Below are 25,566 nucleotides of genomic sequence, written 5' to 3'. Positions count from 1 at the left end.
CGGCGGCCACGTGGCCCTGCTCGCGGCCGGCCTGCCGGCGGTGGCCGCCACGGTGGATTTCTACGGGGCCGGCGTGGCCTCGGGCCGTCCCGGCGGCGGGCCCCCCAGCCTGGAGCTGGTGCCGACGATCGGCGGCACCCTGCTGTGCATCTGCGGCCGGGAGGATCCCCTGATCCCGGCCGCGGACGTGGCGGCGATCGAAACGGCCCTGGCCGCGGCCAATGCCGCCCGCGCCGCGGCCGCGCCGGCCCGGCGGCCGCACCGGCTGGAGGTGCTGGAGGGGGGGCACGGCTTCATGTGCGCGGCCCGCTCCGACCACCACCCGGCTTCGGCGGCGGCGGGATGGTCGCTGGTGCTGGACACCTTCGCGCAGCAGCTGGGACCGGAAAGGCACCAGGCGGGAGGCTGAATCGGACCTGGCCAGGAGCCCGGTGGATCTCGGCCCGAGGGCGGCTCAGCTGCAGCGCGTCAGCCGGCCGCGGCGGCCGCCGTCTTGCCGGCCGCCTGCTTGCGCGGGCTCAGGAACATGATCATGTTGCGGCCTTCCCGCTTGGGGGGCTGCTGGATCTCGGCGTTCTCCTCGAGGTCCTTGGCCATGCGGTAGAGCAGCTGCTCAGCCAGGGCCGTGTGCTGGATCTCCCGGCCCCGGAAGATCACCGTGCACTTCACCTTGTCGCCGGACTTGAGGAAGCGCACCGCCTGACCGATGCGCACCTGATAGTCGTGCGAATCGATCTTGTAGCGCATCTTCACTTCCTTGACTTCGGTCTGGTGCGACTTCTTCTTGGCCTCCTTGGCCTTCTTCTCCTGCTCGAACTTGTATTTGCCGTAATCCATGATCCGGCAGACCGGCGGATCGGCCTTCTCGCTCACCAGGACCAGATCCAGCTCCCGGTCGCGGGCGACATCGAGGGCCGCCTCTCGGGTGATGACTCCCAGTTGACTGCCGTCCGCATCCACCACACGAAGGTTGGGGTAGCTGATGCGGTCGTTGATGTTGGGCAGCTCCCGCACGGGAGCACGGCGATCAAAACGGGGACGGGGAGGCATTCACAGGGGCGGTTAGTCCTTCACCTTAAACCGCCCGCGGTCGCCCCCAGAGCACGCTGAAGCACATCCGCCTCCGAGGCCGGGCCCGCGACGCCATCCGTCAGCCAGAGGGGATGGTGCTGGCGCCGGAACCAGGTGCGCTGCCGCTTGGCGTACTGGCGGGTGCGCCGCTCCGTCAGGGCGATGGCGGCCTCCGGCTCCATTTCCCCCCGCAGCAGCCGGGCGGCTTCGCCGTAGCCGATCGTCTCCAGCAGGGGGCAGTCGGCCCCGAAGCGCTCGACCAGCTGCGCCGTCTCCTCCACCAGGCCGCCGGCGTAAAGGGCGGCGGTGCGGCGGTGGATGCGCTGGGGCAGATCGGCCGGATCCAGGCCCAGCTCCAGCACCCGCCAGGGGGGAGGGGACTGGCCCTGCTGGTCCGACAGGGGCCTGCCGGTGGCATAGAGCACCTCCAGGGCCCGGCTGGTGCGCACCGCATCCGCCGCGGCGATGCGACCGGCCGCCGCCGGATCCGCCTGCCGCAGCATCCGGTGACAGACCGGCTGGCCCAGGGCGGCGAACTGCGCCCTCAGGGCGGGCTGGGGCGGCACCGCCGGCGGCCGCAGGCCGGCCAGCAGGGCCTTGAGGTAGAGCCCGCTGCCCCCCACCAGCAGGGCCACGCCGCGGCGGCGATGCTCCGCTTCGATGGCGGCGCTGGCCAGGGCCGTGAACTCCTGCAGGGTGAGGGGCCGGTCGGGGTCGCTCAGATCCAGCAGCTCGTGCCGCACCCGGGCCCGCTGCTCGGCGCTGGGCTTGGCCGTGCCCACGTCCATGTGGCGGTACATCTGGCGGGAATCCACCGAAAGCACGGCCAGGTCGAGAGCTTCGGCCAGCTCGATCGCCAGGGCGGTCTTGCCGCTGGCCGTCGGGCCCAGCAGGGCGATCACCAGGGGCGCCACGGGTGGCCTGGGCGGGGGGATCGGGCCATCCTGCCGGAGGCGGGCTCGGAGGGCGGTTGCACCCCCGGCCCGAATCGGTGCTCAGAGGCGCCTCTGGGGCCCTCCGGGACGGCGGTGGTAGATTGACCTTTGCGCAGCGTCCTTTGGGAGCCGCTTCGCCCCATTGCCGCCCCACCGCCCCTGGGATTCGCCGCCCTTGTCAGCCCCCTGGGGAGCCCTTTTTCTGAATGAGCGACGCCATCAAAGTCGAAGCGGCCTACGGCGCCGAACAGATTCAGGTGCTGGAAGGCCTGGAGCCGGTGCGCAAACGGCCCGGCATGTACATCGGCACCACCGGGCCCCGGGGTCTCCACCATCTCGTCTATGAGGTCGTCGACAACTCGGTCGACGAGGCCCTGGCGGGCCACTGCGACGAGATCCTGGTGACCCTGCACGGGGATGGCTCCGCCAGCGTCACCGACAACGGCCGCGGCATCCCCACCGACATCCATCCCCGCACCGGCCGCAGCGCCCTGGAGACGGTGCTGACCGTGCTCCACGCCGGCGGCAAGTTCGGCAGCGGCGGTTACAAGGTCTCCGGCGGCCTGCACGGCGTCGGCATCTCGGTGGTCAACGCCCTCAGCGAGTGGGTGGAGGTGACCGTCCACCGCCAGGGCCAGGTCCACCGCCAGCGGTTCGAGCGCGGCCTGCCGATCGGCACCCTCGCCTCCGAGGACGCCCCCGATGCCCACACCGGCACGTCGGTGCGCTTCCGGCCCGACATCGAGATCTTCAGCGGCGGGATCGAGTTCGACTACCACACCCTCTCGGCCCGGCTGCGGGAGCTTGCCTACCTCAATGGCGGGGTCCGCATCGTCTTCCGCGACGAACGCGCCGCCGCCGCCGGCGCCGACGGGGAAGCCCACGAGGAGATCTACCACTACGAAGGCGGCATCAAGGAGTACGTCGCCTACATGAATGCGGAGAAGGATCCGCTGCATCCCGAGATCATCTACGTCAACGCCACCAAGGACGGCGTCCAGGTGGAGGCGGCGCTGCAGTGGTGCGTCGATGCCTATTCCGACAGCATCCTGGGCTTCGCCAACAACATCCGCACCGTCGACGGCGGCACCCACATCGAGGGCCTCAAGACGGTGCTCACCCGCACCCTCAACACCTTCGCCAAGAAGCGGGGCAAGCGCAAGGACGCCGACGCCAACCTGGCCGGGGAGAACATCCGCGAAGGCCTCACCGCCGTGCTGTCGGTGAAGGTGCCGGATCCGGAGTTCGAGGGCCAGACCAAGACCAAGCTGGGCAACACCGAGGTGCGCGGCATCGTCGACACCACCGTGGGCGAGGCGCTCGGCGAATACCTGGAATTCAATCCCCAGGTGATCGACCTGATCCTTGAGAAGGCCATCCAGGCCTTCAACGCCGCCGAGGCCGCCCGCCGGGCCCGGGAACTGGTCCGGCGCAAGTCGGTGCTGGAGAGCTCCACCCTGCCCGGCAAGCTGGCCGACTGCAGCTCCCGCGACCCCAGCGAATCGGAGATCTACATCGTGGAGGGGGACTCGGCCGGCGGCTCCGCCAAGCAGGGCCGAGACCGCCGCTTTCAGGCCATCCTGCCCCTGCGCGGCAAGATCCTCAACATCGAGAAGACCGACGACGCCAAGATCTACAAGAACACCGAGATCCAGGCCCTGATCACCGCCCTGGGACTGGGCATCAAGGGGGAGGACTTCGAGGAGAAGAATCTCCGCTATCACCGCATTGTCATCATGACGGACGCGGACGTCGACGGCGCCCACATCCGCACCCTGCTGCTCACCTTCTTCTACCGCTACCAGAAGGCGCTGGTGGAGGGTGGCTACATCTATATCGCCTGCCCGCCCCTCTACAAGGTGGAGCGCGGCAAGAACCACAACTACTGCTACAACGAAAACGAGCTCAAGAAGGTGCTCGAAGGGTTCGGTGAGAAGGCCAACTACAACATTCAGCGCTTCAAGGGCCTTGGCGAAATGATGCCCAAGCAGCTCTGGGAAACCACCATGGACCCCGAGACCCGCATGATGAAGCGGGTCGAGATCGAGGATGCCCTCGAGGCCGACCGCATCTTCACGATCCTGATGGGCGACAAGGTCGCCCCCCGCAGGGAATTCATCGAGACCCACAGCGCCGAGCTGGATTTCGCCCAGCTCGACATCTGATGCGCCCGCGTCCTGTGATGCCGCTGCCGGCCTGGCGCTGGGCCGCCCTTCTGGGATTCGCCCTGATGGCCCCCGCCACCCTGCCCGCCGGCGGCGGCGAGCGACGCCTGCCGGAGGTGAGGCGGCGCGAGCGCCAGGCCGAGCCCCTGATCAGCAGCGGCAGCCTCGGCCTCCACTGCGCCCCCCGCTGCCAGGCACCGGTGCTGGTCCGCCTCGAAACCGGCGCCCCGCTGCGGGTGCTGCGGGAATGGCTGGAGCCCGGCGGGCGCCGCTGGCTGCGGGTGGAGGCCTCCACCGCCGACGGCCGGGCCAGCCGGGGCTGGCTGCCCGGCTGATTCAGGCTGCCAGGGCCTTCTCGATCGCGGCGGTCAGCTCGGCCCCGTCCGGTTCCACGGCGCTCTTGAAGCGGGCCACCACGGTGCCGTCCTTGCCGATCAGGAACTTCTCGAAGTTCCAGGCCACGTCGCCCGCCGGCTCCGCCTGGGTGAGGGTGTCGTAGGGGGCCGTCTTGGACCCGGTGGCGTGCACCTTGTCGAACAGCTCGAAGCCGACGCCGAAGGTGGTGGAGCAGAACTGCTGGATCTCCTCCAGGGTGCCCGGCTCCTGGGCGCCGAAGTCATTGCAGGGGAAGCCGAGCACGGCGAAGCCCCGGGGGCCGAAGCGGTCCTGGAGGGCCTGCAGGCCGGCGTACTGACGGGTGAAGCCGCAGCGGCTGGCCACGTTGACGATCAGCAGCACCTGGCCGGCCCACTCACCGAGCCGGCGCTCCTGGCCGGCGGCGGTACGCACCACCACGTCGCTCACGTTCACGGCCATGGGTTCCTGGGAAGGGGAGAACGCCGCGGACCCTAGCGGCCCAGCCCATACACTCGTACCCACCGGCATCCGAGGAGCGATGGCTGAGGCCTCCGCCGTCGCCGAGGTGGTGGCCCGCCAGCTGGAGGGGCTGCTGCAGGCAGGGAACTACGACGGCGCCAAGCTGCTGCTGCAACCCGTGCAGCCGGTGGATTCCGCCGAGGCGATCGGCACCCTGCCGCGCACGCTCCAGGCCCTCGCCTTCCGGCTGCTGCCCAAGAACGAGGCCATCGAGGTCTACGAGTACCTCGATGGCTCGGTGCAGCAGAGCCTGCTGGAACGGCTGCGCTCCGGCGAGGTGCTGGAACTGGTGGAGGAGATGTCCCCGGACGACCGGGTGCGGCTCTTCGACGAACTGCCGGCCAAGGTGGTCCGGCGGCTGCTGGCGGAGCTGAGCCCGGCGGAGCGGCGGGTCACCGCCCAGATGCTCGGCTACGAGGCCGAGACCGCCGGTCGCCTGATGACCACCGAGTTCATCGACCTCAAGGAATTCCACAGCGCCCAGCAGGCCCTTGACATCGTGCGTCGTCGGGCCCGGGACACCGAAACCATCTACAGCCTCTACGTGACCGATGCCTCCCGGCATCTCAGCGGCATGCTGTCGCTGCGGGATCTGGTGACGGCCGATCCGGAGGACCGACTCGGGGACGTGATGACCCGGGAGGTGATGAGCGTCAGCACCGACACCGACCAGGAGGAGGTGGCCCGGGTGATCCAGCGCTACGACTTCCTGGCCGTGCCGGTGGTGGACCGGGAGCAGCGCCTGGTGGGCATCGTCACCGTCGACGACGTCATCGACGTCATCCAGCAGGAAGCCACCCGCGACCTCTACGCCGCCGGCGCCGTGCAGGCGGGTGACGAGGACGACTATTTCCGCAGCAACCTGTTCACCGTGGCGCGACGCCGGGTGGTGTGGCTGCTGGTGCTGCTGGTGGCCAACACCGGCACCTCGGCGGTGATCGCCTCTGAGCAGCATGTGCTGAAACAGGTGGTGCTGCTGGCGGCCTTCATTCCGCTGCTGATCGGCACCGGCGGCAACGTGGGCGCCCAGAGCTCCACCGTGGTCATCCGGGGTCTGAGCACCCAGCGACTGCAGTCCCTGGGCCCATGGCGCACGATCGGCCGGGAACTGGTGGCCGGGGCGCTGCTGGGTGGGCTGCTGGCGGTGGTGGTGGTGCCCTGGGCCTGGACCATGGGGGGCAGTGCGCTGGTGGCCGCCTCGGCGGGCATCAGCCTGGTGGCCATCACCACCCTGGCCGCCACCGCCGGTGCGGCCCTGCCCCTGCTGTTCGACCGCCTCGGCCTGGATCCGGCCCTGATGTCGGCCCCCTTCATCACCACGGCCACCGACGTGGCGGGCGTGTTCATCTACCTCAGGACCGCCCAGCTGCTGCTGCCCCGGCTCGGCGGCGGCTGATCCGGGCCTGCGCTGGGGGGCCGCGACGCCCCATGGGCCCCATCGGAACGGGCTTGTGGACCACTCCCGTTTCTGAGAGGAGTTCACACTTCGTGATGTTACGCTTTACAGACAGTTATGGATCGGATCCATGGTCGTCGCCCTCGCCTTCGCCCAGCCCTCGACGTCCGACACGGTCCAGATGGCCGAGACGCTCCAGGTGTCCGACACGGTCCAGACCGTGGTCCGCGCCTCGCCCGGCCGCTCCATGCCGCCGGTGGACGGCGATCTGGTCCGTTCCTACCTGCGGGACATCGGCCGCGTGCCGCTGCTCAGCCATGAGCAGGAGATCACCCTGGGCCGCCAGGTCCAGGAGCTGATGACCCTTGAGGAGCTGCGCGAGGAGCTGAAGATGCGCGCCGGCGGCTCCGATCCCAGCCAGCAGGAACTGGCGGCGGCGGCGGGCCTGCGCCCGGAGGTGCTGCGCAAGCGCCTGCACGCCGGCCGCCGCGCCAAGGAGCGCATGGTGGCCGCCAACCTGCGCCTGGTGGTGAGTGTGGCCAAGAAGTACACCAAGCGGAACATGGAGCTCCTGGACCTGATCCAGGAGGGCACCATCGGCCTGGTGCGGGGCGTCGAGAAGTTCGATCCCACGCGCGGCTACAAGTTCTCCACCTACGCCTACTGGTGGATCCGCCAGGGCATCACCCGGGCGATCGCCGAGAAGAGCCGCACCATCCGGCTGCCGATCCACATCACCGAAACCCTCAACAAGCTCAAGAAGGGCCAGCGGGAGCTCAGCCAGGAGCTCGGCCGCACCCCCACCCTGAGCGAACTGGCCGTGGCGGTGGAACTGCCCGAGGACGAGGTGAAGGACCTGCTCTGCCGCGCCCGCCAGCCGGTGAGCCTGGAGACGAAGGTGGGCGACGGTGAGGACACCGAACTGCTGGATCTGCTGGCCGGCGACGACCTGCTGCCCGCCGATCTGGTGGACGGCGAATGCCTCAAGGGGGACCTGCGGGCGCTGCTGGAGCAGCTGCCGGAACTGCAGGGGCGGGTGCTGAAGATGCGCTACGGCATCGACGGCGAGGAGCCGATGAGCCTCACCGGCATCGGCCGCATCCTGGGCATCAGCCGCGACCGGGTTCGGAATCTGGAGCGCGACGGGCTGGCGGGTCTGCGCCGCCTCAGCGACGCCGTCGAGGCCTACGTGGCCATCTGAGGCCCTCCAAGCGCACCGTTTGCGAGGCTTGGAACCGCTCGCACCTCCCCCTCCCATGGCCGGCATGCCCCCAGCAGCCTCGGAGGACCCGACGATGGAGGTGATCAGTCTCTTCCCCCGCTACCTGCTCCAGGGCCATCTGGGTCCGACCCAGCTGGCCGACCTGCAGGCCATGGCCAGGGCGGTGCTGGCCGCGCCCGAGCGCAGTCCCGACGCCTCGGTGAAACTGGCCGGCCAGCTCACCCAGCAGCGGGAGCTCGGCCCCGACCACCCCGCCGCCGCCGAACTCTGTCGCTCGGTGATCCTGCCGGCCTGCGAGCGCTGGATCCGCCACGTGATCGACCAGCAGCCGCCCCAGGGGCGGGGCCCCTGGACGCCGGGTCGCTACGGCCTGCAGATGATCGACCTCTGGCTCAACGCCCAGCGCGCCGGCGACTACAACCCCACGCATACCCACGGCGGCAGCTTCTCCGGCGTGCTGTTCCTGCAGGTGCCGCCCCAGATCCGGGCCGACAGCTTCGACGGCCAGCTCTGCTTCCACGGCCCGGAGGAATGGCACATCCAGAGCTTCCGCACCGGCATGGCCCACTACGTGCTGCCGGTGCCCGGCGATTTCTATGTGTTCCCGGCCTGGCAGCCCCACTCGGTGCCCCCCTTCCGGGGGGAGGGGGAACGCTGGTCGATCGCCTTCAACGTGGTGGCCGTGCCCCAGCCGCCCCAGCGCCCCGCGCCGCCGCCGGCCTCCGCCCAGGGGGGAGGGCAGGGCGGCGTCCAGGGCAATGTGTCCCTCTCCAGCAGCCGACCCCGACCGGGTGGGTTCCTCTAGGCCGCGGCCCCCGGCGGATCCGGGCCCGATCGAGCCCCTGCGGGGTGAACTGTTGGCCTGGTGGGAGCGGGACGGACGCCACCAGATCCCCTGGAAGCTTCACCCCGACGGCTCCCGGCCGGGGCCGGGGGAGCCCCTGGCCGCCTACGGGATCTGGGTGGCCGAGGTGATGCTGCAGCAGACCCAGCTGGCGGTGGTGCTGCCCTACTGGCACCGCTGGATGGCGGCGTTTCCCGACCTCGGCGCCCTCGCGGCCGCCAGCGAGCACGACGTGCTGATGCTCTGGCAGGGCCTGGGCTACTACGCCCGGGCCCGCCGGCTGCACGCGGGGGCTCGGCAGCTCGTCGCCGGCGCCTACCCCTCCGGCGCCGCGGGCCACGGCGACCCCTGGCCGCGCACGCTCGAGGGCTGGATGGCCCTGCCGGGCATCGGCCGCAGCACCGCCGGCAGCATCCTCTCCTCCGCCTTCGATCGGCCCTTCGCGATCCTCGACGGCAACGTCCAGCGGGTGCTGGCCAGGCTGGTGGCCCACCCGGGCCCGCCGAAGCGGGAGCTGGCCGGGTTCTGGCGGCTCAGCGAAACCCTGCTCGACCCCCAGCGGCCCCGCGCCTTCAACCAGGCCCTGATGGACCTGGGCGCCGGCGTCTGCACCCCCCGCCAGCCCGCCTGCGGCACCTGCCCGTGGCAGCCGCACTGCGCTGCCTACGCTGCCGGCGACCCCGGCCGCTTCCCCGTGAAGGACACCCCCCCGCCCGTGCCGTTCCAGGTGATCGGGGTGGGGGTGGTGTCGGACGCTGCCGGCAGGGTGCTGATCGACCAGCGGCTCCCGGAGGGCCTGCTGGGGGGGCTGTGGGAGTTCCCGGGGGGCAAGCAGGAGCCGGGCGAGGCGATCGAGGCGACCATCCAACGCGAGCTGCGCGAGGAGCTGGCCATCGAGGTGACGGTGGGGGAGGAGCTGATCACCCTCGAGCACGCCTACAGCCATAAGCGGCTGCGCTTCGTGGTGCATCTCTGCCGCTGGCGCTCGGGGGAGCCGCAGCCTCTGGCCTCCCAGCAGGTGCGCTGGGTGGCGCCCCAGGAGCTCTCGTCCTATCCGTTCCCGGCCGCCAACGCCCGCATCATCGCGGCGCTGGAGGCGCGGCTGGCGGCGGGGTGACGCCTGGCGGCCTGAAGCCTGGCGGCGTGATCCGTGCCACGCGGCCCTCGCCATCCTCCCGGTGGCTCAGCGCCACCTCCCAGGCTCCTTCCGGCCGGAAGCTGAGCCGCTCGGGCCACTCCACCGCCAGCACGGCGCCAAGGCCGCGGGCGTCCTCCTCCTCCTGGGCGAACAGTTCATCGGCCGCGGCGCCCGGCTCCAGCCGATAAAGATCCAGATGCACCAGGGCCGTGGTGCCCGCGTCGGAGCCGACATCGGTGTCGTAGTGCTGGGCCAGGGCGAAGGTGGGGCTGGTGACCGGCTCGCTGATGCCCAGGGCGGCGGCCAGCCCCTGCACCAGGGACGTCTTGCCGGCCCCGAGCTCCCCCCGCAGCAGCAGCAGGGCGCCGTCAGCGGCACCAGCCGCGAGCAGCTGCGACGCCAGCCGCCGCCCCAGGGCGTCGGTGGCGGCGGGGTCCGCCAGATGGCACACCTCGATCGCGTCCGTGGATTCCATCGATGTAGATTGCCCTCCAGCGAGCCCGAAGCCTCGGCGTCTCTGCAGATATTTCCACTTCTTCGTCCTCCCTTCGGGGAGCTTCCCATGCATGGTGGCAACACCTTCCAGCCCTGAGGCTGCCTTTGCTGGCCTTCAGGCAACGTCTTCCTATGTGATCGCCGATCTCGGCCTGGCCGACTGGGGCCGCAAGGAACTGGCGATCGCCGAAACCGAGATGCCCGGCCTGATGGCCCTGCGCGAAAAGTTCGGTGCCGAGCAGCCCCTGAAGGGTGCCCGGATCGCCGGCAGCCTGCACATGACGATCCAGACCGCCGTTCTGATCGAGACCCTGGTGGCCCTCGGCGCCGAGGTGCGCTGGGCCTCCTGCAACATTTTCTCCACCCAGGACCACGCCGCCGCCGCCATCGCCGCCGCCGGCATCCCGGTGTTTGCCTACAAGGGTGAAACCCTTGATGAGTACTGGGCCTTCACCCACCGCATCCTCGAGTGGGGCGATGGCGGCACCCCCAACATGATCCTCGACGACGGTGGCGATGCCACCGGCCTGGTGGTGCTCGGCAGCAAGGCCGAGAAGGATCTCTCGGTGCTCGACAACCCCTCCAGCGAGGAGGAAGTGGCACTGTTCAACTCCATCCGCCAGCGGCTGGCGGTGCAGCCGGGCTTCTACTCCCGCATCTACGCCAACATCCAGGGCGTCACCGAGGAGACCACCACCGGTGTGGCCCGTCTGTACCAGATGCAGAAGAGCGGTGAGCTGCCGTTCCCGGCCATCAACGTCAACGACTCGGTCACCAAGAGCAAGTTCGACAACCTCTACGGCTGCCGCGAGTCGCTGGTCGACAGCATCAAGCGCGCCACCGATGTGATGGTGGCCGGCAAGGTGGCCCTGGTGCTCGGCTATGGCGATGTGGGCAAGGGTTCGGCCCAGTCCCTGCGCGGGCTCGGCGCCACGGTGATGATCGCCGAGATCGATCCGATCTGCGCCCTGCAGGCCGCCATGGAGGGCTATCGCGTCGTGCGTCTTGAGGACGTGGTGGCGGATGTGGACATCTTCGTGACCGCCACGGGCAACTACCAGGTGATCCGCCACGAGCACCTGCTCGCCATGAAGAATCAGGCGATCGTGTGCAACATCGGCCACTTCGACAACGAGATCGATGTGGCGTCCCTCAAGCAGTACACCTGGGAGAACATCAAGCCCCAGGTGGATCACGTGATCCTGCCCAGCGGCAACCGGATCATCCTGCTGGCCGAGGGTCGGCTGGTGAACCTGGGCTGCGGCACCGGCCACCCCAGCTTCGTGATGAGCAACTCCTTCACCAACCAGGTGCTGGCCCAGATCGAGCTGTTCACCAAGGGCGACCAGTACGGCAAGGAGGTCTACGTGCTGCCCAAGCACCTCGACGAGATGGTGGCCCGTCTCCACCTCGACCGGATCGGCGCCAGGCTCACCGAGCTCACCCCCGAGCAGGCGGCCTATATCGCCGTGCCCGTGGAAGGCCCCTACAAGCTCGACCACTACCGCTACTGAGCGGCCACGGCCCGGCGCTGCTGGCAGCGTCCGGGCCGTCGTGGAAGACTGGCGCCTCTGATCCGGCTGGCCCGATGGCGATCGAACTGGTCCAGAAGCTGCCCGAGATGATCGGCGCGGCGGTGGAGGCCAACCCGGCGGCCGGGTATGCCGCGATCTTCGCGGCCATGTTCCTGGAGAACCTGTTCCCCCCGATTCCCTCCGAGCTGATCATGCCGCTCGGGGGGTTTTTCGTGCAGCAGGGCAAGCTCTCCCTGGTGCCGGTGGTGCTGGCGGGCCTGCTGGGCACCGTGCTCGGCGCCCTCCCCTGGTACGGCATCGGCCGGCTGGTGAACGAGGAGCGCATCGAGCACTGGCTGGAACGCCACGGCCGCTGGATCGGCATCAGCCCCCAGGAGCTGCACCGCAGCCGCCGCTGGTTCAGCCGCCACGGCACGGCGCTGGTGTTCTGGGGACGGCTGGTGCCCGGCATCCGCACCCTGATCTCGGTGCCCGCCGGCATCGAGATGATGCCGCTGACGCCCTTCCTGATCTGGACCACCGCCGGCAGCCTGATCTGGACCCTGCTGCTGACCCTGGCGGGGCTGGCGCTGGGGGAGAGCTACACGAACGTGGAGCTCTGGATCGAGCCGGCCGCCCGGGTGATCAAGGTGCTGCTGGTGCTGGCGGTGCTGGCGGGGGCCGTGTGGCTGGGGCTGCGGATCTGGAAGCAGAGCCGCCAGCGGCCCTGATCGGAGCCCCGGTCTGCAGGGACTCCGGCCCCGCCCCGGACAGTAAAAAAGGCGCCCCGGGGGGCGCCTTCTCTGGCTTCGGACGCTTGATAACCCGGCTGGGCCACTGGCACAAGCCCCCGCGGCGACAGCTCGGTCGAAATGCTCAGAAGGGCACTTCTTCCTCGCTGGGCTCACCGCCACCGAAGCCCCCGCCGAAGCTGCCGCCGCCGCCGCTCTCCGCGTCCCGCTTGCTGCCGAGCAGCTCCAGCCGATCGACGCGGATCACCGGCTTGCTGCGCTCCTCACCACTGGCCCTGTCCGTCCAGCGGTCGAGCTTGAAGGAGCCGATGATGCCGATCAGGGCACCCTTGCGGACGTAGTCGGCGGCCACCTGGGCCTGCTTGCCCCAGATCTCCAGGTTGAACCAGTCGGGCTCGTCGTCGCGGCTGCGGCGGTTCACCGCCAGGGTGAGGTTGGCGACCATGCTGCCGGATTCGAAGTAGCGGACCTCCGGGTCGCGGCCGGCCCGGCCGACGAGGGTGATGGAATTGACGCCCATGGCGTGCTCCTGGAACGAATGGATCAATGATGCGGCACCCCGATCGGGGGCCTCTCCCTTTCCGTTCCACCCTTCGTCCCGGTTGTCACACCCGCCGGCTCCCCGGGGGGGCTCCGGGAATGCCCCACCTATGATTGACCGCTGCCAGAGGCCTTGCCCGTGTTTTTCCGCCGTTTCCAGTTCTCCCGCGACATCGGCATCGACCTGGGGACGGCCAACACGCTGATGTACGTCTCGGGCAAGGGGATCGTGCTGCAGGAGCCGTCGGTGGTGGCCATCGACCTGGAGCGGGGCACCCCCCTGGCGGTGGGCGAGGAGGCCAAGCTGATGCTCGGCCGCACCCCCGGCAACATCCGGGCGATCCGGCCCCTGCGCGACGGCGTCATCGCCGACTTCGACGCCGCCGAGCAGATGATCAAGAGCTTCATCCAGAAGGGCAACGAAGGCCGCGGCGTGATCGCTCCGCGGCTGGTGATCGGCATCCCCAGCGGCGTCACCGGCGTCGAGCGCCGGGCCGTGCATCAGGCGGGCCTGGCCGGGGCCCGGCAGGTGCACCTGATCGATGAGCCGGTGGCGGCCGCCATCGGCGCCGGTCTGCCGGTGACCGATCCGGTGGGCACGATGATCGTCGACATCGGCGGCGGCACCACCGAGGTGGCCGTGCTCAGCCTGGGCGGCACCGTGCTGAGCGAGTCGGTGCGGGTGGCCGGCGACGAGCTCAGCGACGCCATCAGCGTGTACCTCAAGAAGGTCCACAACCTGGTGGTGGGCGAGCGCACCGCCGAGGACATCAAGATCCGCATCGGCTCCGCCTTCCCCGACGACGGCCACGACGAGACCTCCATGGACGTGCGCGGCCTGCACCTGCTCTCCGGCCTGCCGCGCACGATCAACATCCGGGCCGGCGACATCCGCGAGGCCATGGCCGAGCCGCTCAACGTGATCGTCGAGGCGGTCAAGCGCACCCTGGAGCGCACCCCTCCCGAACTGGCGGCCGACATCGTCGACCGGGGGATCATGCTCGCCGGCGGCGGTGCCCTGGTGCGGGGCATCTGCGACCTGATCAGCCACGAGACCGGCATCCTCACCCATGTGGCCGAGGACCCCCTGCTCTGCGTGGTCAACGGCTGCGGCATGGTCCTGGAGGACTACAGCCGGCTTGAGCGCGTGCTCGACACCCCCGAATTCGCCCGTCAGACGGCCTGAGTCCGATGCCGGCATGGCGCTGGCTCCGCTTCGTCGACGGCTCCTCCCTGCGACGCCTCCTGCCCTGGCTGCTGGTGCTGCTGGCGCTCGTGGCCGTGCGTCTCAGCAAGGGGGCCATGCTCACCGACGCCTACGCCTTCCTCAGCCGGCCCTTCTGGCCGGGGACCGCCCAGGCCGAATGGCTGCGCTCGGCCCGCCGGGTGGAGGACGGCGCCCGGCTGGCCCAGCTGGAGCGTGACAACCAGCGGCTGCGCTCGCTCCTGGAGCTGCAGCAGAAGAATCCCAACCGGGTGACGGCGCCGGTGATCTCCCGGGAGGGATCCGGCTGGTGGCGCCAGCTGCTGCTCGGCCAGGGGGCCCTCAGCGGCATCCGGGCCGGCCAGGCCGTGCTCGGCCCCGGTGGCCTGGTCGGTCTGGTGGGGAGCGTCACCCCCAGCACCGCCACCGTCACCCTGCTCACCGACCCCAGCAGCCGGGTCGGGGTCTGGGTGGGGCGCACCCAGCACCACGGCCTGCTCACCGGCATCGGCACCGCCCGGCCCCTGCTGCGCTTTCTGGAGAAGGATCCCCAGGCCCGCCCCGGTGACGTGGTGGTGACCTCCCCGGCCAGCACCCTGGTGCCCCCCAACCTGCCGGTGGGCGTGATCCAGACCATGGACGCCAATGCCGATCCGGCACCGGAGGCGGTGGTGCAGCTGATCGCGCCGGTCTCGGCCCTCGACTGGGTGCAGGTGCAGGTGCGCTGATGGACCTGCTCACCCGGCAGCCCCTGCTCGCCGCCACGGTTCTGCTGGTGCCGCTGCTGGCCCTGGCCTCGCCGGGCTGGCTGGCCCTCGACGGCGTCGGTCCCTGCTGGGCGGTGCTGTGGCTGCTGCCCTGGGCGCTCAGCGACGGGCCCTTCTCGGGGGCCTGCGCCGGCCTGGCCCTGGGCCTGCTGCTGGATGCCCTCCACCCCGGCGGTGTCACCCAGATTCCCGCCCTGCTGCTGCTGGGCTGGTGGTGGGGGCGGATGGGACGGCGGGCGGCGCCGATCCAGCGCAGCTTCAGCCTCGGCCTGCTCGCCCTGCTGGGAACGGCCGTGCTGGGCCTCACCCTGATGCTGCAGTGGGGCGTCCTCGACTGGATCGGCACCCGGGACGTGCTCCAGCAGGCGGGACCGCTGGCCAGCCGCAGCGCCCGGGAGCACGGGGTGAATCCGGCCCTGCTGGCCCTGCCGGGCTGGCGCTGGGATGATCTGGCGGGATCCGGCCTGCGGGTTCTGCTTGCCCAGACCCTGATCACGGCCCTGCTCGCACCGATGCTCTGCTCCCTGCAACTGCTGCTCTGGCGGCAACTGGGCTCCGGCTGGCGCCGCTAGGCCATGGCCAGGATGTCTCCCCGCTCCAGCCGGCCGTCCCGCCTGCCCCGCCGCCAGGCCCTGCGGCTGCTGGCCGCCCCGTTCGCCCTCGCCCTCGCCGCCGGGGCCTGTGCCCGGCCGCCAGCGCCCGGCCGGGGCAAGGTGCTCAACGTCTGGACCCTGGATCTGGCGCCCCGCTTCAACGCCTACATGGGGCGGGTGATCGCCGCCTGGGAGCGGGCCCATCCCGGCGTGACGGTGCGCTGGACCGACGTGCCATGGGGGTCGGTGGAACGCAAGCTGCTGGCCTCGGTGTTTGCCCGCACCGCGCCGGATCTGGTCAACCTCAACCCCAACTTCGCCGCCAACCTGGCCAGCAAGGGGGGCCTGAGGGACCTCACGCCCCTGCTGCCCGCCGATGCCGCCGAGCGCTACCTGGCCGGCATCTGGACCTCCGGCCAGCAGGGGGGCGAACAGTTCGGCATCCCCTGGTACCTGACGGCCCGGGTGACGATCGCCAACCGCCGGCTGCTGCAGAAGGCCGGCCTGGCCGCTCCGCCGCGCCGCTGGGAGGAGGTGCCCGCCTACGCCGAGGCCGTCCGGCGCCGCACCGGCCGTTACGCCCTGTTCGTGACCGTGGTCCCCGACGACTCCGGCGAGCTGATGGAGGCGCTGGTGCAGATGGGGGTGCGGCTGCTCGACGACCGCCAGCGGGCGGCGTTCAACAGCCCCGCCGGTCGCCGGGCCTTCGCCTTCTGGAGCGATCTCTACCGCCGCGGGCTGCTGCCGCGGGAGGTGGTGAGCCAGGGCTACCGGCGGGCGATCGAGCTCTACCAGGCGGGGGACTTGGCCCAGGTGGCCAGCGGCCCGGATTTCCTGCGCAACCTGCAGACCAACGCCCCCGGCATCGCCGCCACCTCCGCCCCCTTCCCGCCCCTGACCGGGGCCAGCGGCGAGGCCAACGTGGCGGTGATGAACCTGGTGGTCCCGCGTCAGAGCGCCATGGCCCCGGAGGCGCTGAGCTTCGCCCTGTTCCTCAGCGATGCCGCCAACCAGCTGGCCTTCGCCGAGGAGGCCCGGGTGCTGCCCTCCTCCCGCGGTGCCCTGGCCAGCCTGGAGGGGCGGCTGCGGGCGGCGGTGCCCGCCGATGGGCAGGAGCGCCTGGTCCACAGCGCCCGGCTGCTGTCGATCGAGACCCTGGCCGCCGCGCGGGTGCTGGTGCCGGCGACCCCGGGGGTGAAACGACTGCAGGCGATCCTCTACACCCAGCTGCAGCGGGCGATGCTGGGGCAGCTCGACAGCGATGCGGCCCTGGCCGAGGCCGAGCGGCAGTGGAACAGCTACGCCGAGGCCCGCTGGCCCTGAGGCCGCCGCCGGCGGGGCTGGCACCCTGAAGAAATGTTGTCAATCGGCCAGAGGCCTGCTGCCGGAGCCGATCCCGTGTTCACGGCCTGAAACGGCGTCGCGTTATGGTTGCGATTCTTCATCCGGTCGGACAGGAGCGATGCCCACGCAATCGGTCGCATCCTCTGCATCCTCTGCGTCCTCTGCGTCGGCGGCTTCCCCCTTCACCGACGGGGCTGATCTGCAGGAGTCTTCCGGTGGGGCTTCCGCCGTTCAGCAGCCCGCGTCTCCCCCTCCCTCCGACCAGCAGCCCACCCAGCCGATCGCCACCCTGCTGGTCGTCGACGACGAAGCGGCCGTGCGCCGGGTGCTGCTGATGCGCCTGCAGCTGGCCGGTTACCGGGTGCTGTGCGCCGAGGACGGTGAGGAGGCCCTGGCCCTGTTCCACAAGGAGCAGCCGGACCTGGTGGTCCTTGACGTCATGCTGCCGAAGCTGGACGGCTTCGCCGTCTGCCGGCGGCTGCGGGCCGAATCCTGCGTGCCGATCATCTTCCTCTCCGCCCTCGATGCCATCGCCGAGCGGGTGGCTGGGCTGGACCTGGGGGCCGACGACTACCTGCCCAAACCCTTCAGCCCCAAGGAGCTGGAGGCCCGCATCTCCACGATCCTGCGCCGCATGGGCCGGGGGGCCGCCACCAGCGAGCCCCGCGAGCTGCCCACGGGATCCGGCGTGCTGCGGGTGGGGGATCTGGTGGTCGACACCAACCGCCGCCAGGTGACCCGCGAGGGACAGCGCATCGCCCTCACTTACACCGAATTCAGCCTGCTGGAGCTGCTGTTCCGCGAACCCGGCCGGGTGGTGCCCCGGGCCGAGATCCTCGAGCAGCTCTGGGGCTACCCGCCGCGCCGGGCCGCCGACCTGCGGGTGGTGGACGTCTACGTGGCACGGCTGCGCGGCAAGCTCGAGCCCGACCCCCGCAACCCCGAGCTGATCCTCACGGTGCGCGGCACGGGCTACGCCTCCCAGCGCATGGGCGAGGGAACCCTGGCCGCCGCCGGCTGAGTCCCCCCCTGTCCGCCGTCGGCTGATCCTGCAGGATGGCTGCGATCCTTCTCCATCCCCCTGCCTGCCTTGTCGGATCTGCGTGAGACCCGTCTGGAGAAAGCCCGCACCCTGGAGGCCCTGGGACGGGCCCCCTATGCCCTCGGCTTCGCCCCCAGCCACCGCACCGCCGAGCTGCAGCAGGCCCACGCCGACCTGGCCAACGGTGAGGAGCGGGCTGTTGACGTCGCGGTGGCCGGTCGGGTGATGACCCGGCGGGTGATGGGCAAGCTGGCCTTCTTCACCATCGCCGACGAATCCGGCCCGATCCAGCTGTTCATCGAGAAGGCCGCCCTGCTGGCGGCCCACCCGGAGGAGCCCGAGGCCTTCGCCCAGATCACCTCCCTGGTGGATGGCGGTGACTGGATCGGCGTGCACGGCAGCCTGCGCCGCACCGACCGGGGCGAGCTGTCGGTGAAGGTGACCGACTGGGTGATGCTCTCCAAGGCGCTCCAGCCCCTGCCCGACAAGTGGCATGGCCTGGCGGACGTGGAGAAGCGCTACCGCCAGCGCTACCTGGATCTGATCGTCTCGCCCCACACCCGCGAGACCTTCCGGCGCCGGGCCCGGCTGGTGAGCGCCATGCGCCGCTGGCTGGACGAGCGTGACTTCCTCGAGATCGAGACGCCCGTCCTGCAGACGGAGGCCGGCGGCGCCGACGCCCGCCCCTTCGCCACCCACCACAACGCCCTCGACCTGCCCCTGACCCTGCGCATCGCCACCGAGCTGCACCTCAAGCGGCTGGTGGTGGGCGGCTTCGAGCGGGTCTACGAACTGGGGCGCATCTTCCGCAACGAGGGGGTGAGCACCCGCCACAACCCCGAGTTCACCTCGGTGGAGATCTACCAGGCCTTCGCCGACTACCACACGATGATGGATCTCACCGAGCAGCTGCTGGCGACGGCCTGCCTGGAGGTCTGCGGGGACACCCGCATCACCTACCAGGGCACCGAGATCGACCTGACCCCGCCCTGGCGCCGGGTCACCATGCACGAGCTGGTGGAGCAGGCCACCGGCCTGGATTTCAGCGGCTTCGGCGATCGCGCCGAGGCGGTGGCGGCGATGGAGGCCGCCGGCCTGGCGGCCCCCGAGGCCGCTGACAGCGTGGGCCGGCTGCTGGTGGAGGCCTTCGAGCAGGCGGTGGAGACCACCCTGGTGCAGCCCACCTTCGTGATGGACTACCCGGTGGAGAATTCGCCCCTGGCCCGGGCCCACCGCAGCAAGCCGGGGCTGGTGGAGCGCTTCGAGCTGTTCATCGTCGGGCGGGAGACGGCCAACGCCTTCAGCGAACTGATCGACCCCCTCGATCAGCGCGCCAGGCTCGAGCTGCAGCAGCTGCGCCGCCAGGCGGGGGACCCCGAAGCCCAGACGGTGGACGAGGATTTCCTCCACGCCCTGGAGGTGGGCATGCCCCCCACCGGCGGCCTCGGCATCGGCATCGATCGCCTCGCCATGCTGCTCACCGACAGCCCCTCGATCCGGGATGTGATCGCCTTCCCCCTGCTGCGCCCGGAGGCCCGCGAAAAGGCCTGAACCGACGCAGTGGGATAATGGCCTCAGTAGGCCTTCTCCCCCTCGGGGCTCTGGTATGAGTGGTGAGCGCGTCGGTTTTCGCTTTCAACACGCCGATGCGGTGGTGAAGCGCAATCCCCAGGGGCGATCCCGCCGTGGCTGGGTCATGGAGCCCGTGGAGCAGACCACCAGCCGGGGCACCAAGATGCCCGCGTATCGCATCCGCTGGCGGGACAGTGAACGTCCGGAGATCGTTCTCCAGCACATGCTCATCGCCGATCCCGACCCCACCCCGCCGCCCGAGGGCGTGAGCCTGGTGCCGCCGGCGCCCAAGAAGTAGCCCGCCCCGGGGCCCCGGTCCGGTCCCGCTCAGATCCATCCCCGCAGCCGGTAGGCCAGCAGGCCGAGATGTTCGCGCATGGCCGTGGTGGTGAGCACCAGGGCTTCGGCGCTGGGCAGCACGCCCATCAGGGTGCCCGCCAGGGTGGGTGTGCCGAAGGAACGCCGGTCGGGCAGCTGGAAGTCGCAGGCCACCGGGATGATCCGCAGGTCTGGGGCGGCCCGGCGCAGGGTGGCGAGGGAACGGGGCAGGTGGGTGGCACTGGTGACCAGCAGCAGGGAGGTCCAGCCCCGCTGGCGGGCCACCCGCACCAGGGCGCCCGCCTCCTCGCCGGTGTTGCGCCCTTCTTCGCTGGTCACGATCCGATCGGCCGCCACCCCCAGGCTGGTGGCCAGGGCCTTGGCCAGCCGGGCCTCACCGGCCGCCGGATCGTTGGCCATGAAGGTGACCTTGCCGCCGGTCACCAGCAGCCAGGGGGCCTTGCCCTCCCGCATCAGGGCCACGGCCCGCAGCAGCCGGTCGCCGGCCTCGTTCACCTCCACCCCCTGGCGCGGCGGCAGGGCCGGCCGCAGGCCACCGCCCAGCACCAGCACCGCATCGGCCCGCGGGATCGGCGCCGGCGTCAGCCGGGCGGCCCGCTCCTCCAGGCTCCAGACCAGCTGCCGGCTCAGCAGGGGGGTGGCCGCCAGCCAGAGCAGGGCGATGCCCACCCCGGAGAGCACCGGGCCGAAGCGGCGCTGGCCGCCCAGCAGGCCGGCGATCTGGAGCAGCAGGGCCAGGCCGAGGGGGTAGAGGCCGAGCGGCAGCAGTTTCGAGAGCAGGAAACCCATGGGGCGGCGGGGTTCAGCGCTGGCTGCGGCGCTTCAGCTCCTGCAGCTCCTGCTGGGCCTCGAACCGGGCCCAGTCGGCCTCCAGGTCGGGGGTGGAGGCGGCGCCGGTGCGGGGACGGCCGGTGAGCTCGGCCAGCTCCTGCTCCACGCCGGCGAAGCGCTGGCCCAGATCGGCCAGGGCGCGCCAGCGGTGGCGGCCCTGGTCCATCAGTCCGGTCACATGCTGCTCGGCCCGGCCGGCCAGGTCCTCGGCGCCGGCGGCCCGGGCCCGGCCGGTGCGCTCCTGCCACTGGCGGATCTCCTCGGCCAGCCGCAGCAGTTCGCGCCGCTGCTCCTCCGCCTGCTGGCGCAGGCGCACCCGTTCGGCCAGCAGCTGCCGCTGCCGGTCGCGGGCGGCCTGCTCCCGCAGCAGCTCCTCCTGCTGGGGGTTGGTGCGCAGGAAGCCCTCCAGCTGCTGATCCAGCCGCGCCTCCAGTTCCTCCAGCCAGCTGCTGCTCATGGCACCGGCTCGCCGGGGGCGCGGGTGATCAGGGGCGCCTCGATCTCCTCCTGCAGGGGGGTGATGGCCGCCTCCCGGGAGCGCAGCAGCAGCTGGGTGAGCCGGGCGATGGCCCCCTCCCCCAGATCCTGCTCGCCGATGCGATCGAAGGCCCGGCGGTAGAGGTCCTCGAGTTCCTCGATCAGCCCCTCGCGCACCCCCCGCATGGACTGACGCTGCTCCTCCCTGCTCATGGCTCGCTCCGGTGCTGTTTCGAGTCTGCCTGCACCAGCAGGTGCAGGGCGAAATCGCCGGCGGCATCGCTCCAGCGGCCCGCCCCCACCCAGCCGGCGTCGGCGGCCAGGGCGAGGAAGGCCCCGGGGGCGTACTTGTGGCTGTACTCGGTGATCAGGGCTTCGCCGGCAGCGAACGGCCAGGGCCGGCCGGCCAGCTGCACGGTGAGCTCCCGGCGGCTCACCAGGGCCATGGCGATGCGGGACTGGCCGGCGTCCCACCAGGCCCGGTAGTAGAAGTCGTCGGGGTGGAAATCGCCGTCCAGATCACGGTTCAGCCGGGTCAGCAGGTTGCGGGCGAAGGCCTCCGACCAGCCGGCGGCGTCGTTGTAGGCCGCCTCCAGCCGCTCCACCGCCTTGGGCTGGTCGATGCCGATCAGCAGGCGGCTGCCCGGCCCCAGCAGCCGGCGGAACTGGCGCAGCAGGTCCCGGGCGCCGGCGGGATCGAAGTTGCCGATCGAGCTGCCCGGGTAGAAGCCCAGGCGGCCGTGGCCCTCCAGGGCGGGGTGGTCGGGCAGCTGCTCCAGGCGGCTGTAGTCGCAGCAGATGCCGAGCACCGGCAGGTCGGGATGGCGTTGCTGCAGGGCCCGGCAGGCGGGGGCCAGGTGGTCGGCGCTGATGTCGAGGGCGACGTAGGCGGCGGGCCGCAGGGCGGCGAGCAGGGGGCCCACCTTGCGGGCGCTGCCGGCACCGAATTCCACCACCACCCCGGGTCCGAGGGCGGCGGCCAGCTCGGGCGCCTTCGCCTCCAGCAGGGCCGTCTCGGTGCGGGTGAGGCCGTACTCCGGCTGCTCGCAGATGGCCTCGAACAGGCGGGAGCCCTCGGCGTCGTACAGCAGCCAGGCCGGCAGCTGCTTCGGCTGGCGGGCCATGCCGTCGACCACCAGCCGGGCCATGTCGGCCGGCTCGGGATGGAGGTCGATCAGCATGGAGTGCCGGTGCCGTCGTCAGCGCCATCGCGGGCCAGCCGCACTCCGGCGGCCATCCAGCGGCAGTGGGGCCCGAAGAAGTTGCGGTAGGTGGGGCGGGCGTGGCCCGCCGGGGTGAGGCAGCTGCTGCCGCGGAGCACGAACTGGGAGGTCATGAACTTGCCGTTGTATTCCCCGACGGCGCCGGCGGCGGGGTGGAACCCCGGGTAGGGCCGGTAGGGGCTGGCGGTCCACTGCCACAGGGCGCCGAAGGCCTGGGGCAGGGGGCGGCCGCCCGGTCGGGTGGCTTCCGCCACCACCAGCTCCCATTCGGCTTCGCTCGGCAGCCGGCCGCCGCTCCAGCGGGCGAAGGCATCGGCCTCGAACCAGCTGAGGTGCCGCACGGGGGCCTGGGGGTGCCGCGGCCGGCGGCCCGCCAGGGTGAATTCCCACTCCCCGCGCCAGTAGCGCGGTGCGCGCCAGCCGCGCTGCTGCACCAGCGCCCAGCCCTCGCTCATCCACAGCTCCGGCCGCCGGTAGCCGTCATCGGCGATGAAGGCGGCGTAGGCCTCGTTGGTGACCAGGGTTTCGGCCAGGCTGAAGGGTTCCAGCCACTGCCGGTGCCGGGGGGCCTCGTTGTCGAAGTGGAAACCGCCGCCGGCGTGGCCGATCTCCACCAGGCCGCCGGGGTGGGAGCGCCAGCCGCCGGTGATGTCCGCTGCCCCGGCGCCGGGGGGTTCGTCGCCGTAGGCGGGCTCCAGCGGGTTGCGGCTGAAGCCGTCGAGCAGATCCATCAGCAGCAGCTCCTGGTGCTGCTGCTCGTGCTGCAGCCCCAGCTCGACCAGCTCCAGCAGGGGGGCGGCGGCGTCGGCGGGGCCCCGATCCAGCTCCAGCAGCAGCGTCTCCAGCCCAGCGTCGACCCGTCGGCGCCAGGCGAGCACCTCGCCGATGGCCGGCCGGGTGAGCAGGCCCCGTTCGGGGCGGGGGTGGCGGCTGCCGACCGCCTCGTAATAGGAATTGAACAGGTGGCCCCAGCGGCGATCGGGGGTCGCATGGCCCGGCAGGTGGGGCTCCAGCAGGAAGGTCTCGAAGAACCAGGTGGTGTGCCCCAGGTGCCACTTGGCGGGGCTGGCATCGGCCATGCCCTGGAGGCAGAGGTCCTCCGGTTCCAGACCCTCGATCAGGCGTTCACTGTGCTGGCGGACCGCCTGGAGCCGTTGCAGGAGGCAGGTGATGTCCGCCGGCGCGTGTGCCCTGGAGCCCATGGTCCTGCCGTTCTCTGGGGCCGACCATAGGGATGTTCCCTACGATCCGGCCACGCAGCCATGGAGAAGGCCAGCCGCATGGGAGCCCACAGCGACGGCATGAGCACCGGGATCACCGAGGGCTTCAGCGGGGCGGTCGGCGGCACGCCGCTCATCCGGCTCCATGCCCTCAGCGCCCTGACCGGCTGCGAGATCCTGGGCAAGGCGGAATTCATGAACCCCGGCGGGTCGGTGAAGGACCGGGCCGCCCTGGGCATCCTCCAGGAGGCGGAGGCCAGCGGCCTGCTCAAGCCGGGGGGCACGGTGGTGGAGGGGACCGCCGGCAACACCGGCATCGGCCTCACCCACCTCTGCAATGCCCGCGGCTACCGCTGCCTGATCGTCATCCCCGAAACCCAGTCGGCGGAGAAGATCGGCCTGCTGCGCAGCCTGGGCGCCGAGGTGCGCACGGTGCCCGCCGTTCCCTACAGCGACCCGGCCAACTACGTGCGCCTCTCGGGTCGCATCGCAGAGGAGACGCCCGGCGCCGTCTGGGCCAACCAGTTCGACAACCTCGCCAACCGGCGGGCCCACTACGGCAGCACCGGCCCGGAGATCTGGCAGCAGACCGGGGGCCGGCTGGATGCCTGGGTGGCCGCCACCGGCACCGGCGGCACCTATGCCGGGGTGGCCCTCTATCTCAAGGAGCAGGACCCCAGGGTCCGCTGCGTCCTGGCCGACCCCTGCGGCAGCGCCCTCTACAGCTGGGCCACCGACGGCACCCTGAAGAGCGAGGGGAACTCGATCACCGAGGGCATCGGCAACAGCCGTGTCACCGCCAACCTGGAGGGGGCGCCGATCGACGACGCGGTGCGGATCGATGACCCCATGGCCCTGCGCACGATCTACGGCCTGCTGTGGCAGGAGGGCCTGTTCATGGGGGGCTCAGTGGGGATCAACGTGGCGGCGGCGGTGGAGACGGCCCGGCGGCTGGGGCCCGGCCACCGCATCGTCACCGTTCTGTGTGACAGCGGCGATCGCTACCGCTCCCGCCTCTACGACCGGGAGTGGTTGGCGGGCCGCGGCCTCGAGCAGCCCCAGCGCACCGGCGCGGCCCTGATCCCATGACCGCAGCCCAGGGCCAGGTGATCGGCGGCCGCTACCGGCTGGAGCGTCGTCTCGGGGCGGAGGCGGGCGGGCCCCAGGGGGACCTGTGGCTGGCGAGCGACCAGCTGGCCGCCGATGCGCCCGTGGCCCTGCGCCGCATCGGCCCGGAGCAGGACCAGGTCCGGGCGCGGGAGCTTTGGTCGCGGCTGCAGGGGGTGCTCCACCCCCAGGTGCCCCGCATCGGCGCCGTGATCGAGGCCGACGACCAGCTCTGGCTGGTGCGGGAGTGGCAGGCGGGCCGCACCTACCAGCAGCTGCTGGAGCTGCGCGCCGAGCGCCAGCTGGTGTTCGGTGCGGGGGAGGTGCTGCTGCTGCTGCGCCAGCTGCTGCCGGTGCTCGCCGCCCTGCACAGCCAGGACCTGCTGCACGGGGACCTCAGCCCCGCCAACCTGCTGCGCCGTGACAGCGACGGCCTGCCGGTGCCGCTGGATTTCGGCCTGGTGCGGGGCAGCGCCGGCGGCCCCGCCGGGGAACGGCTGCTGGGGGCCACCCCGGGCTACGCGCCGCCGGAGCTGGCCCGGGGTGAGCCCGCCCAGCCCTGGATGGATCTGCACGCCCTGGGGGTGGTGTCCCTGGTGTTGCTGAGCGGCGACGGGCCGGAGCGCCTGCTCGATCCGGCCACGATGCAGTGGCGCTGGCCGGCGGCCCTGGAGAACGAGCCGGAGCTGCTGCGCCAGCTGCAGCGGCTGCTGAGCCGCCACCCCGAGGAGCGCTTCGCCTCCGCCGGCCAGGCCCTGGTGGCGTTCCAGTCCCTGGTGATGCCCGACAGCATGGGGCCGGTGCCGCGGGCCGACCGCACGGTGGTGCTGGTGCCCGAGGCTGCCCCGGCCGCCCCGCCGCCGCAGCCACCGGCCCCTGCCGCTGCCGAGGCGGCGAGC

General features: G+C 71.4%; 27 protein-coding genes and 1 pseudogene. 18 read left to right on the top strand and 10 right to left on the bottom strand.

Going from position 1 to position 25,566, the window contains the following annotated elements; genetic code table 11:
* Positions 1–409: dienelactone hydrolase family protein (locus KBY81_RS11895; RefSeq protein WP_254976581.1), on the top strand; the 409-nt coding region annotated here is incomplete at its 5' end.
* Between the two features lie 59 nt (positions 410–468).
* On the opposite strand, the gene infC is transcribed toward KBY81_RS11895, so the two are convergent.
* Together infC and miaA are read right to left on the bottom strand one after the other, a co-directional pair.
* Positions 469–1,050 (bottom strand): translation initiation factor IF-3, encoded by a 582-nt coding sequence (gene infC / locus KBY81_RS11890; RefSeq protein ID WP_015109796.1) that lies wholly within the window; start codon positions 1,048–1,050, stop codon positions 469–471.
* 20 nt (positions 1,051–1,070) lie between these two features.
* Complete coding sequence (miaA, locus tag KBY81_RS11885; protein ID WP_396103680.1) at positions 1,071–2,006, bottom strand: tRNA (adenosine(37)-N6)-dimethylallyltransferase MiaA; 936 nt, start codon at positions 2,004–2,006, stop codon at positions 1,071–1,073.
* Between the two features lie 206 nt (positions 2,007–2,212).
* Here miaA and gyrB point away from each other — a divergent pair, with 206 nt between their 5' ends.
* Both gyrB and KBY81_RS11875 read left to right on the top strand, forming a co-directional pair.
* Entirely contained in the window at positions 2,213–4,171 is a 1,959-nt protein-coding gene (gene gyrB / locus KBY81_RS11880; RefSeq protein ID WP_106222016.1) for a DNA topoisomerase (ATP-hydrolyzing) subunit B, read from the top strand.
* Positions 4,171–4,506 (top strand): hypothetical protein, encoded by a 336-nt coding sequence (locus KBY81_RS11875; RefSeq protein WP_219904330.1) that lies wholly within the window; start codon positions 4,171–4,173, stop codon positions 4,504–4,506. The genes gyrB and KBY81_RS11875 overlap by 1 nt, the downstream gene beginning before the upstream one ends.
* 1 nt (position 4,507) lies before the next feature.
* Here KBY81_RS11875 and KBY81_RS11870 read toward each other — a convergent pair whose 3' ends face one another.
* Positions 4,508–4,987: a glutathione peroxidase gene (locus tag KBY81_RS11870; RefSeq protein WP_106222012.1), complete on the bottom strand. Its 480-nt coding sequence runs from the start codon at positions 4,985–4,987 to the stop codon at positions 4,508–4,510.
* A 79-nt stretch (positions 4,988–5,066) separates the two neighbouring features.
* Between KBY81_RS11870 and mgtE the strand changes: the two genes are divergently transcribed.
* The 4 genes from mgtE (at position 5,067) to mutT (ending at position 9,626) form a co-directional block, all read left to right on the top strand.
* Positions 5,067–6,443, top strand: coding sequence for a magnesium transporter (gene mgtE / locus KBY81_RS11865; RefSeq protein ID WP_106222010.1), 1,377 nt, complete (start codon positions 5,067–5,069; stop codon positions 6,441–6,443).
* 247 nt (positions 6,444–6,690) lie between these two features.
* A complete protein-coding gene (locus KBY81_RS11860; RefSeq protein WP_254976582.1) occupies positions 6,691–7,644 on the top strand; it encodes an RpoD/SigA family RNA polymerase sigma factor in 954 nt (317 codons plus the stop codon).
* A gap of 64 nt (positions 7,645–7,708) precedes the next feature.
* Positions 7,709–8,470 (top strand): putative 2OG-Fe(II) oxygenase, encoded by a 762-nt coding sequence (locus KBY81_RS11855; protein ID WP_106222938.1) that lies wholly within the window; start codon positions 7,709–7,711, stop codon positions 8,468–8,470.
* Positions 8,471–8,498: 28 nt separating this feature from the next.
* The gene (mutT, locus tag KBY81_RS11850; RefSeq protein ID WP_106222939.1) at positions 8,499–9,626 is read left to right on the top strand and encodes an 8-oxo-dGTP diphosphatase MutT; all 1,128 of its coding nucleotides are present in this window, start codon (positions 8,499–8,501) and stop codon (positions 9,624–9,626) included.
* On the opposite strand, the gene tsaE is transcribed toward mutT, so the two are convergent.
* Positions 9,589–10,122 (bottom strand): tRNA (adenosine(37)-N6)-threonylcarbamoyltransferase complex ATPase subunit type 1 TsaE, encoded by a 534-nt coding sequence (gene tsaE, locus KBY81_RS11845; protein ID WP_254976579.1) that lies wholly within the window; start codon positions 10,120–10,122, stop codon positions 9,589–9,591. The two genes, mutT and tsaE, sit on opposite strands and share 38 nt — an antisense overlap.
* Positions 10,123–10,213: 91 nt before the next feature.
* Here tsaE and ahcY point away from each other — a divergent pair, with 91 nt between their 5' ends.
* Together ahcY and KBY81_RS11835 are read left to right on the top strand one after the other, a co-directional pair.
* Positions 10,214–11,656 (top strand): adenosylhomocysteinase, encoded by a 1,443-nt coding sequence (gene ahcY / locus KBY81_RS11840; RefSeq protein ID WP_106222898.1) that lies wholly within the window; start codon positions 10,214–10,216, stop codon positions 11,654–11,656.
* A 74-nt stretch (positions 11,657–11,730) separates the two neighbouring features.
* On the top strand, positions 11,731–12,387 hold the full coding sequence (locus tag KBY81_RS11835) for a DedA family protein (RefSeq protein WP_254976578.1): 657 nt from the start codon (positions 11,731–11,733) through the stop codon (positions 12,385–12,387).
* A 145-nt stretch (positions 12,388–12,532) separates the two neighbouring features.
* On the opposite strand, the gene KBY81_RS11830 is transcribed toward KBY81_RS11835, so the two are convergent.
* The gene (locus KBY81_RS11830) at positions 12,533–12,928 is read right to left on the bottom strand and encodes a single-stranded DNA-binding protein (RefSeq protein ID WP_015109779.1); all 396 of its coding nucleotides are present in this window, start codon (positions 12,926–12,928) and stop codon (positions 12,533–12,535) included.
* Positions 12,929–13,087: 159 nt separating this feature from the next.
* On the opposite strand from KBY81_RS11830, the gene KBY81_RS11825 reads away from it, so the two are divergent.
* From KBY81_RS11825 to KBY81_RS11795, 7 genes are all read left to right on the top strand, one after another.
* Positions 13,088–14,134, top strand: coding sequence for a rod shape-determining protein (locus tag KBY81_RS11825; RefSeq protein ID WP_043327022.1), 1,047 nt, complete (start codon positions 13,088–13,090; stop codon positions 14,132–14,134).
* A gap of 5 nt (positions 14,135–14,139) precedes the next feature.
* Positions 14,140–14,880 carry a rod shape-determining protein MreC gene (gene mreC, locus KBY81_RS11820; RefSeq protein WP_015109777.1) on the top strand — a complete coding sequence of 247 codons (741 nt, stop codon included), beginning with the start codon at positions 14,140–14,142 and terminating at the stop codon, positions 14,878–14,880.
* Complete coding sequence (locus KBY81_RS11815; protein ID WP_106222900.1) at positions 14,880–15,491, top strand: rod shape-determining protein MreD; 612 nt, start codon at positions 14,880–14,882, stop codon at positions 15,489–15,491. Before mreC ends, KBY81_RS11815 begins: the two co-directional genes overlap by 1 nt.
* 12 nt (positions 15,492–15,503) lie before the next feature.
* Positions 15,504–16,835, top strand: a complete 1,332-nt coding sequence (locus KBY81_RS11810; RefSeq protein WP_396103679.1) for an ABC transporter substrate-binding protein — start codon at positions 15,504–15,506, stop codon at positions 16,833–16,835.
* A 139-nt stretch (positions 16,836–16,974) separates the two neighbouring features.
* Entirely contained in the window at positions 16,975–17,877 is a 903-nt protein-coding gene (rpaB, locus tag KBY81_RS11805; RefSeq protein ID WP_254976576.1) for a response regulator transcription factor RpaB, read from the top strand.
* Positions 17,878–17,946: 69 nt separating this feature from the next.
* Entirely contained in the window at positions 17,947–19,449 is a 1,503-nt protein-coding gene (gene lysS, locus KBY81_RS11800) for a lysine--tRNA ligase (RefSeq protein WP_106222903.1), read from the top strand.
* Between the two features lie 55 nt (positions 19,450–19,504).
* Positions 19,505–19,768: a hypothetical protein gene (locus KBY81_RS11795; RefSeq protein WP_035832975.1), complete on the top strand. Its 264-nt coding sequence runs from the start codon at positions 19,505–19,507 to the stop codon at positions 19,766–19,768.
* 29 nt (positions 19,769–19,797) lie between these two features.
* On the opposite strand, the gene KBY81_RS11790 is transcribed toward KBY81_RS11795, so the two are convergent.
* Genes KBY81_RS11790 through egtB form a run of 5 tightly spaced genes read right to left on the bottom strand, consistent with a single transcriptional unit; the run spans position 19,798 to position 23,542 of the window.
* A complete protein-coding gene (locus tag KBY81_RS11790) occupies positions 19,798–20,598 on the bottom strand; it encodes a YdcF family protein (RefSeq protein ID WP_254976575.1) in 801 nt (266 codons plus the stop codon).
* Between the two features lie 13 nt (positions 20,599–20,611).
* A complete protein-coding gene (locus KBY81_RS11785; protein WP_254976574.1) occupies positions 20,612–21,097 on the bottom strand; it encodes a hercynine metabolism protein in 486 nt (161 codons plus the stop codon).
* The gene (locus tag KBY81_RS11780) at positions 21,094–21,330 is read right to left on the bottom strand and encodes a hercynine metabolism small protein (RefSeq protein ID WP_094584291.1); all 237 of its coding nucleotides are present in this window, start codon (positions 21,328–21,330) and stop codon (positions 21,094–21,096) included. The genes KBY81_RS11785 and KBY81_RS11780 overlap by 4 nt, the downstream gene beginning before the upstream one ends.
* Positions 21,327–22,298: an L-histidine N(alpha)-methyltransferase gene (egtD, locus tag KBY81_RS11775; RefSeq protein WP_254976573.1), complete on the bottom strand. Its 972-nt coding sequence runs from the start codon at positions 22,296–22,298 to the stop codon at positions 21,327–21,329. The genes KBY81_RS11780 and egtD overlap by 4 nt, the downstream gene beginning before the upstream one ends.
* A complete protein-coding gene (egtB, locus tag KBY81_RS11770; RefSeq protein WP_254976572.1) occupies positions 22,292–23,542 on the bottom strand; it encodes an ergothioneine biosynthesis protein EgtB in 1,251 nt (416 codons plus the stop codon). The genes egtD and egtB overlap by 7 nt, the downstream gene beginning before the upstream one ends.
* Positions 23,543–23,602: 60 nt before the next feature.
* Here egtB and KBY81_RS11765 point away from each other — a divergent pair, with 60 nt between their 5' ends.
* Complete coding sequence (locus KBY81_RS11765) at positions 23,603–24,649, top strand: cysteine synthase A (RefSeq protein WP_370515434.1); 1,047 nt, start codon at positions 23,603–23,605, stop codon at positions 24,647–24,649.
* Positions 24,646–25,566 (top strand): annotated as a pseudogene (locus tag KBY81_RS11760) (serine/threonine protein kinase); the annotation flags it as partial. The gene KBY81_RS11765 and the pseudogene KBY81_RS11760, both read left to right, overlap by 4 nt.

Origin of the sequence: Cyanobium sp. Lug-B (assembly GCF_024345635.1) — a bacterium.
GTDB lineage: Bacteria > Cyanobacteriota > Cyanobacteriia > PCC-6307 > Cyanobiaceae > Cyanobium > Cyanobium minutissimum.
The sequence above is the reverse complement of the archived record's forward strand: the minus strand, read 5'-3'. Positions and strand labels throughout refer to the sequence as shown.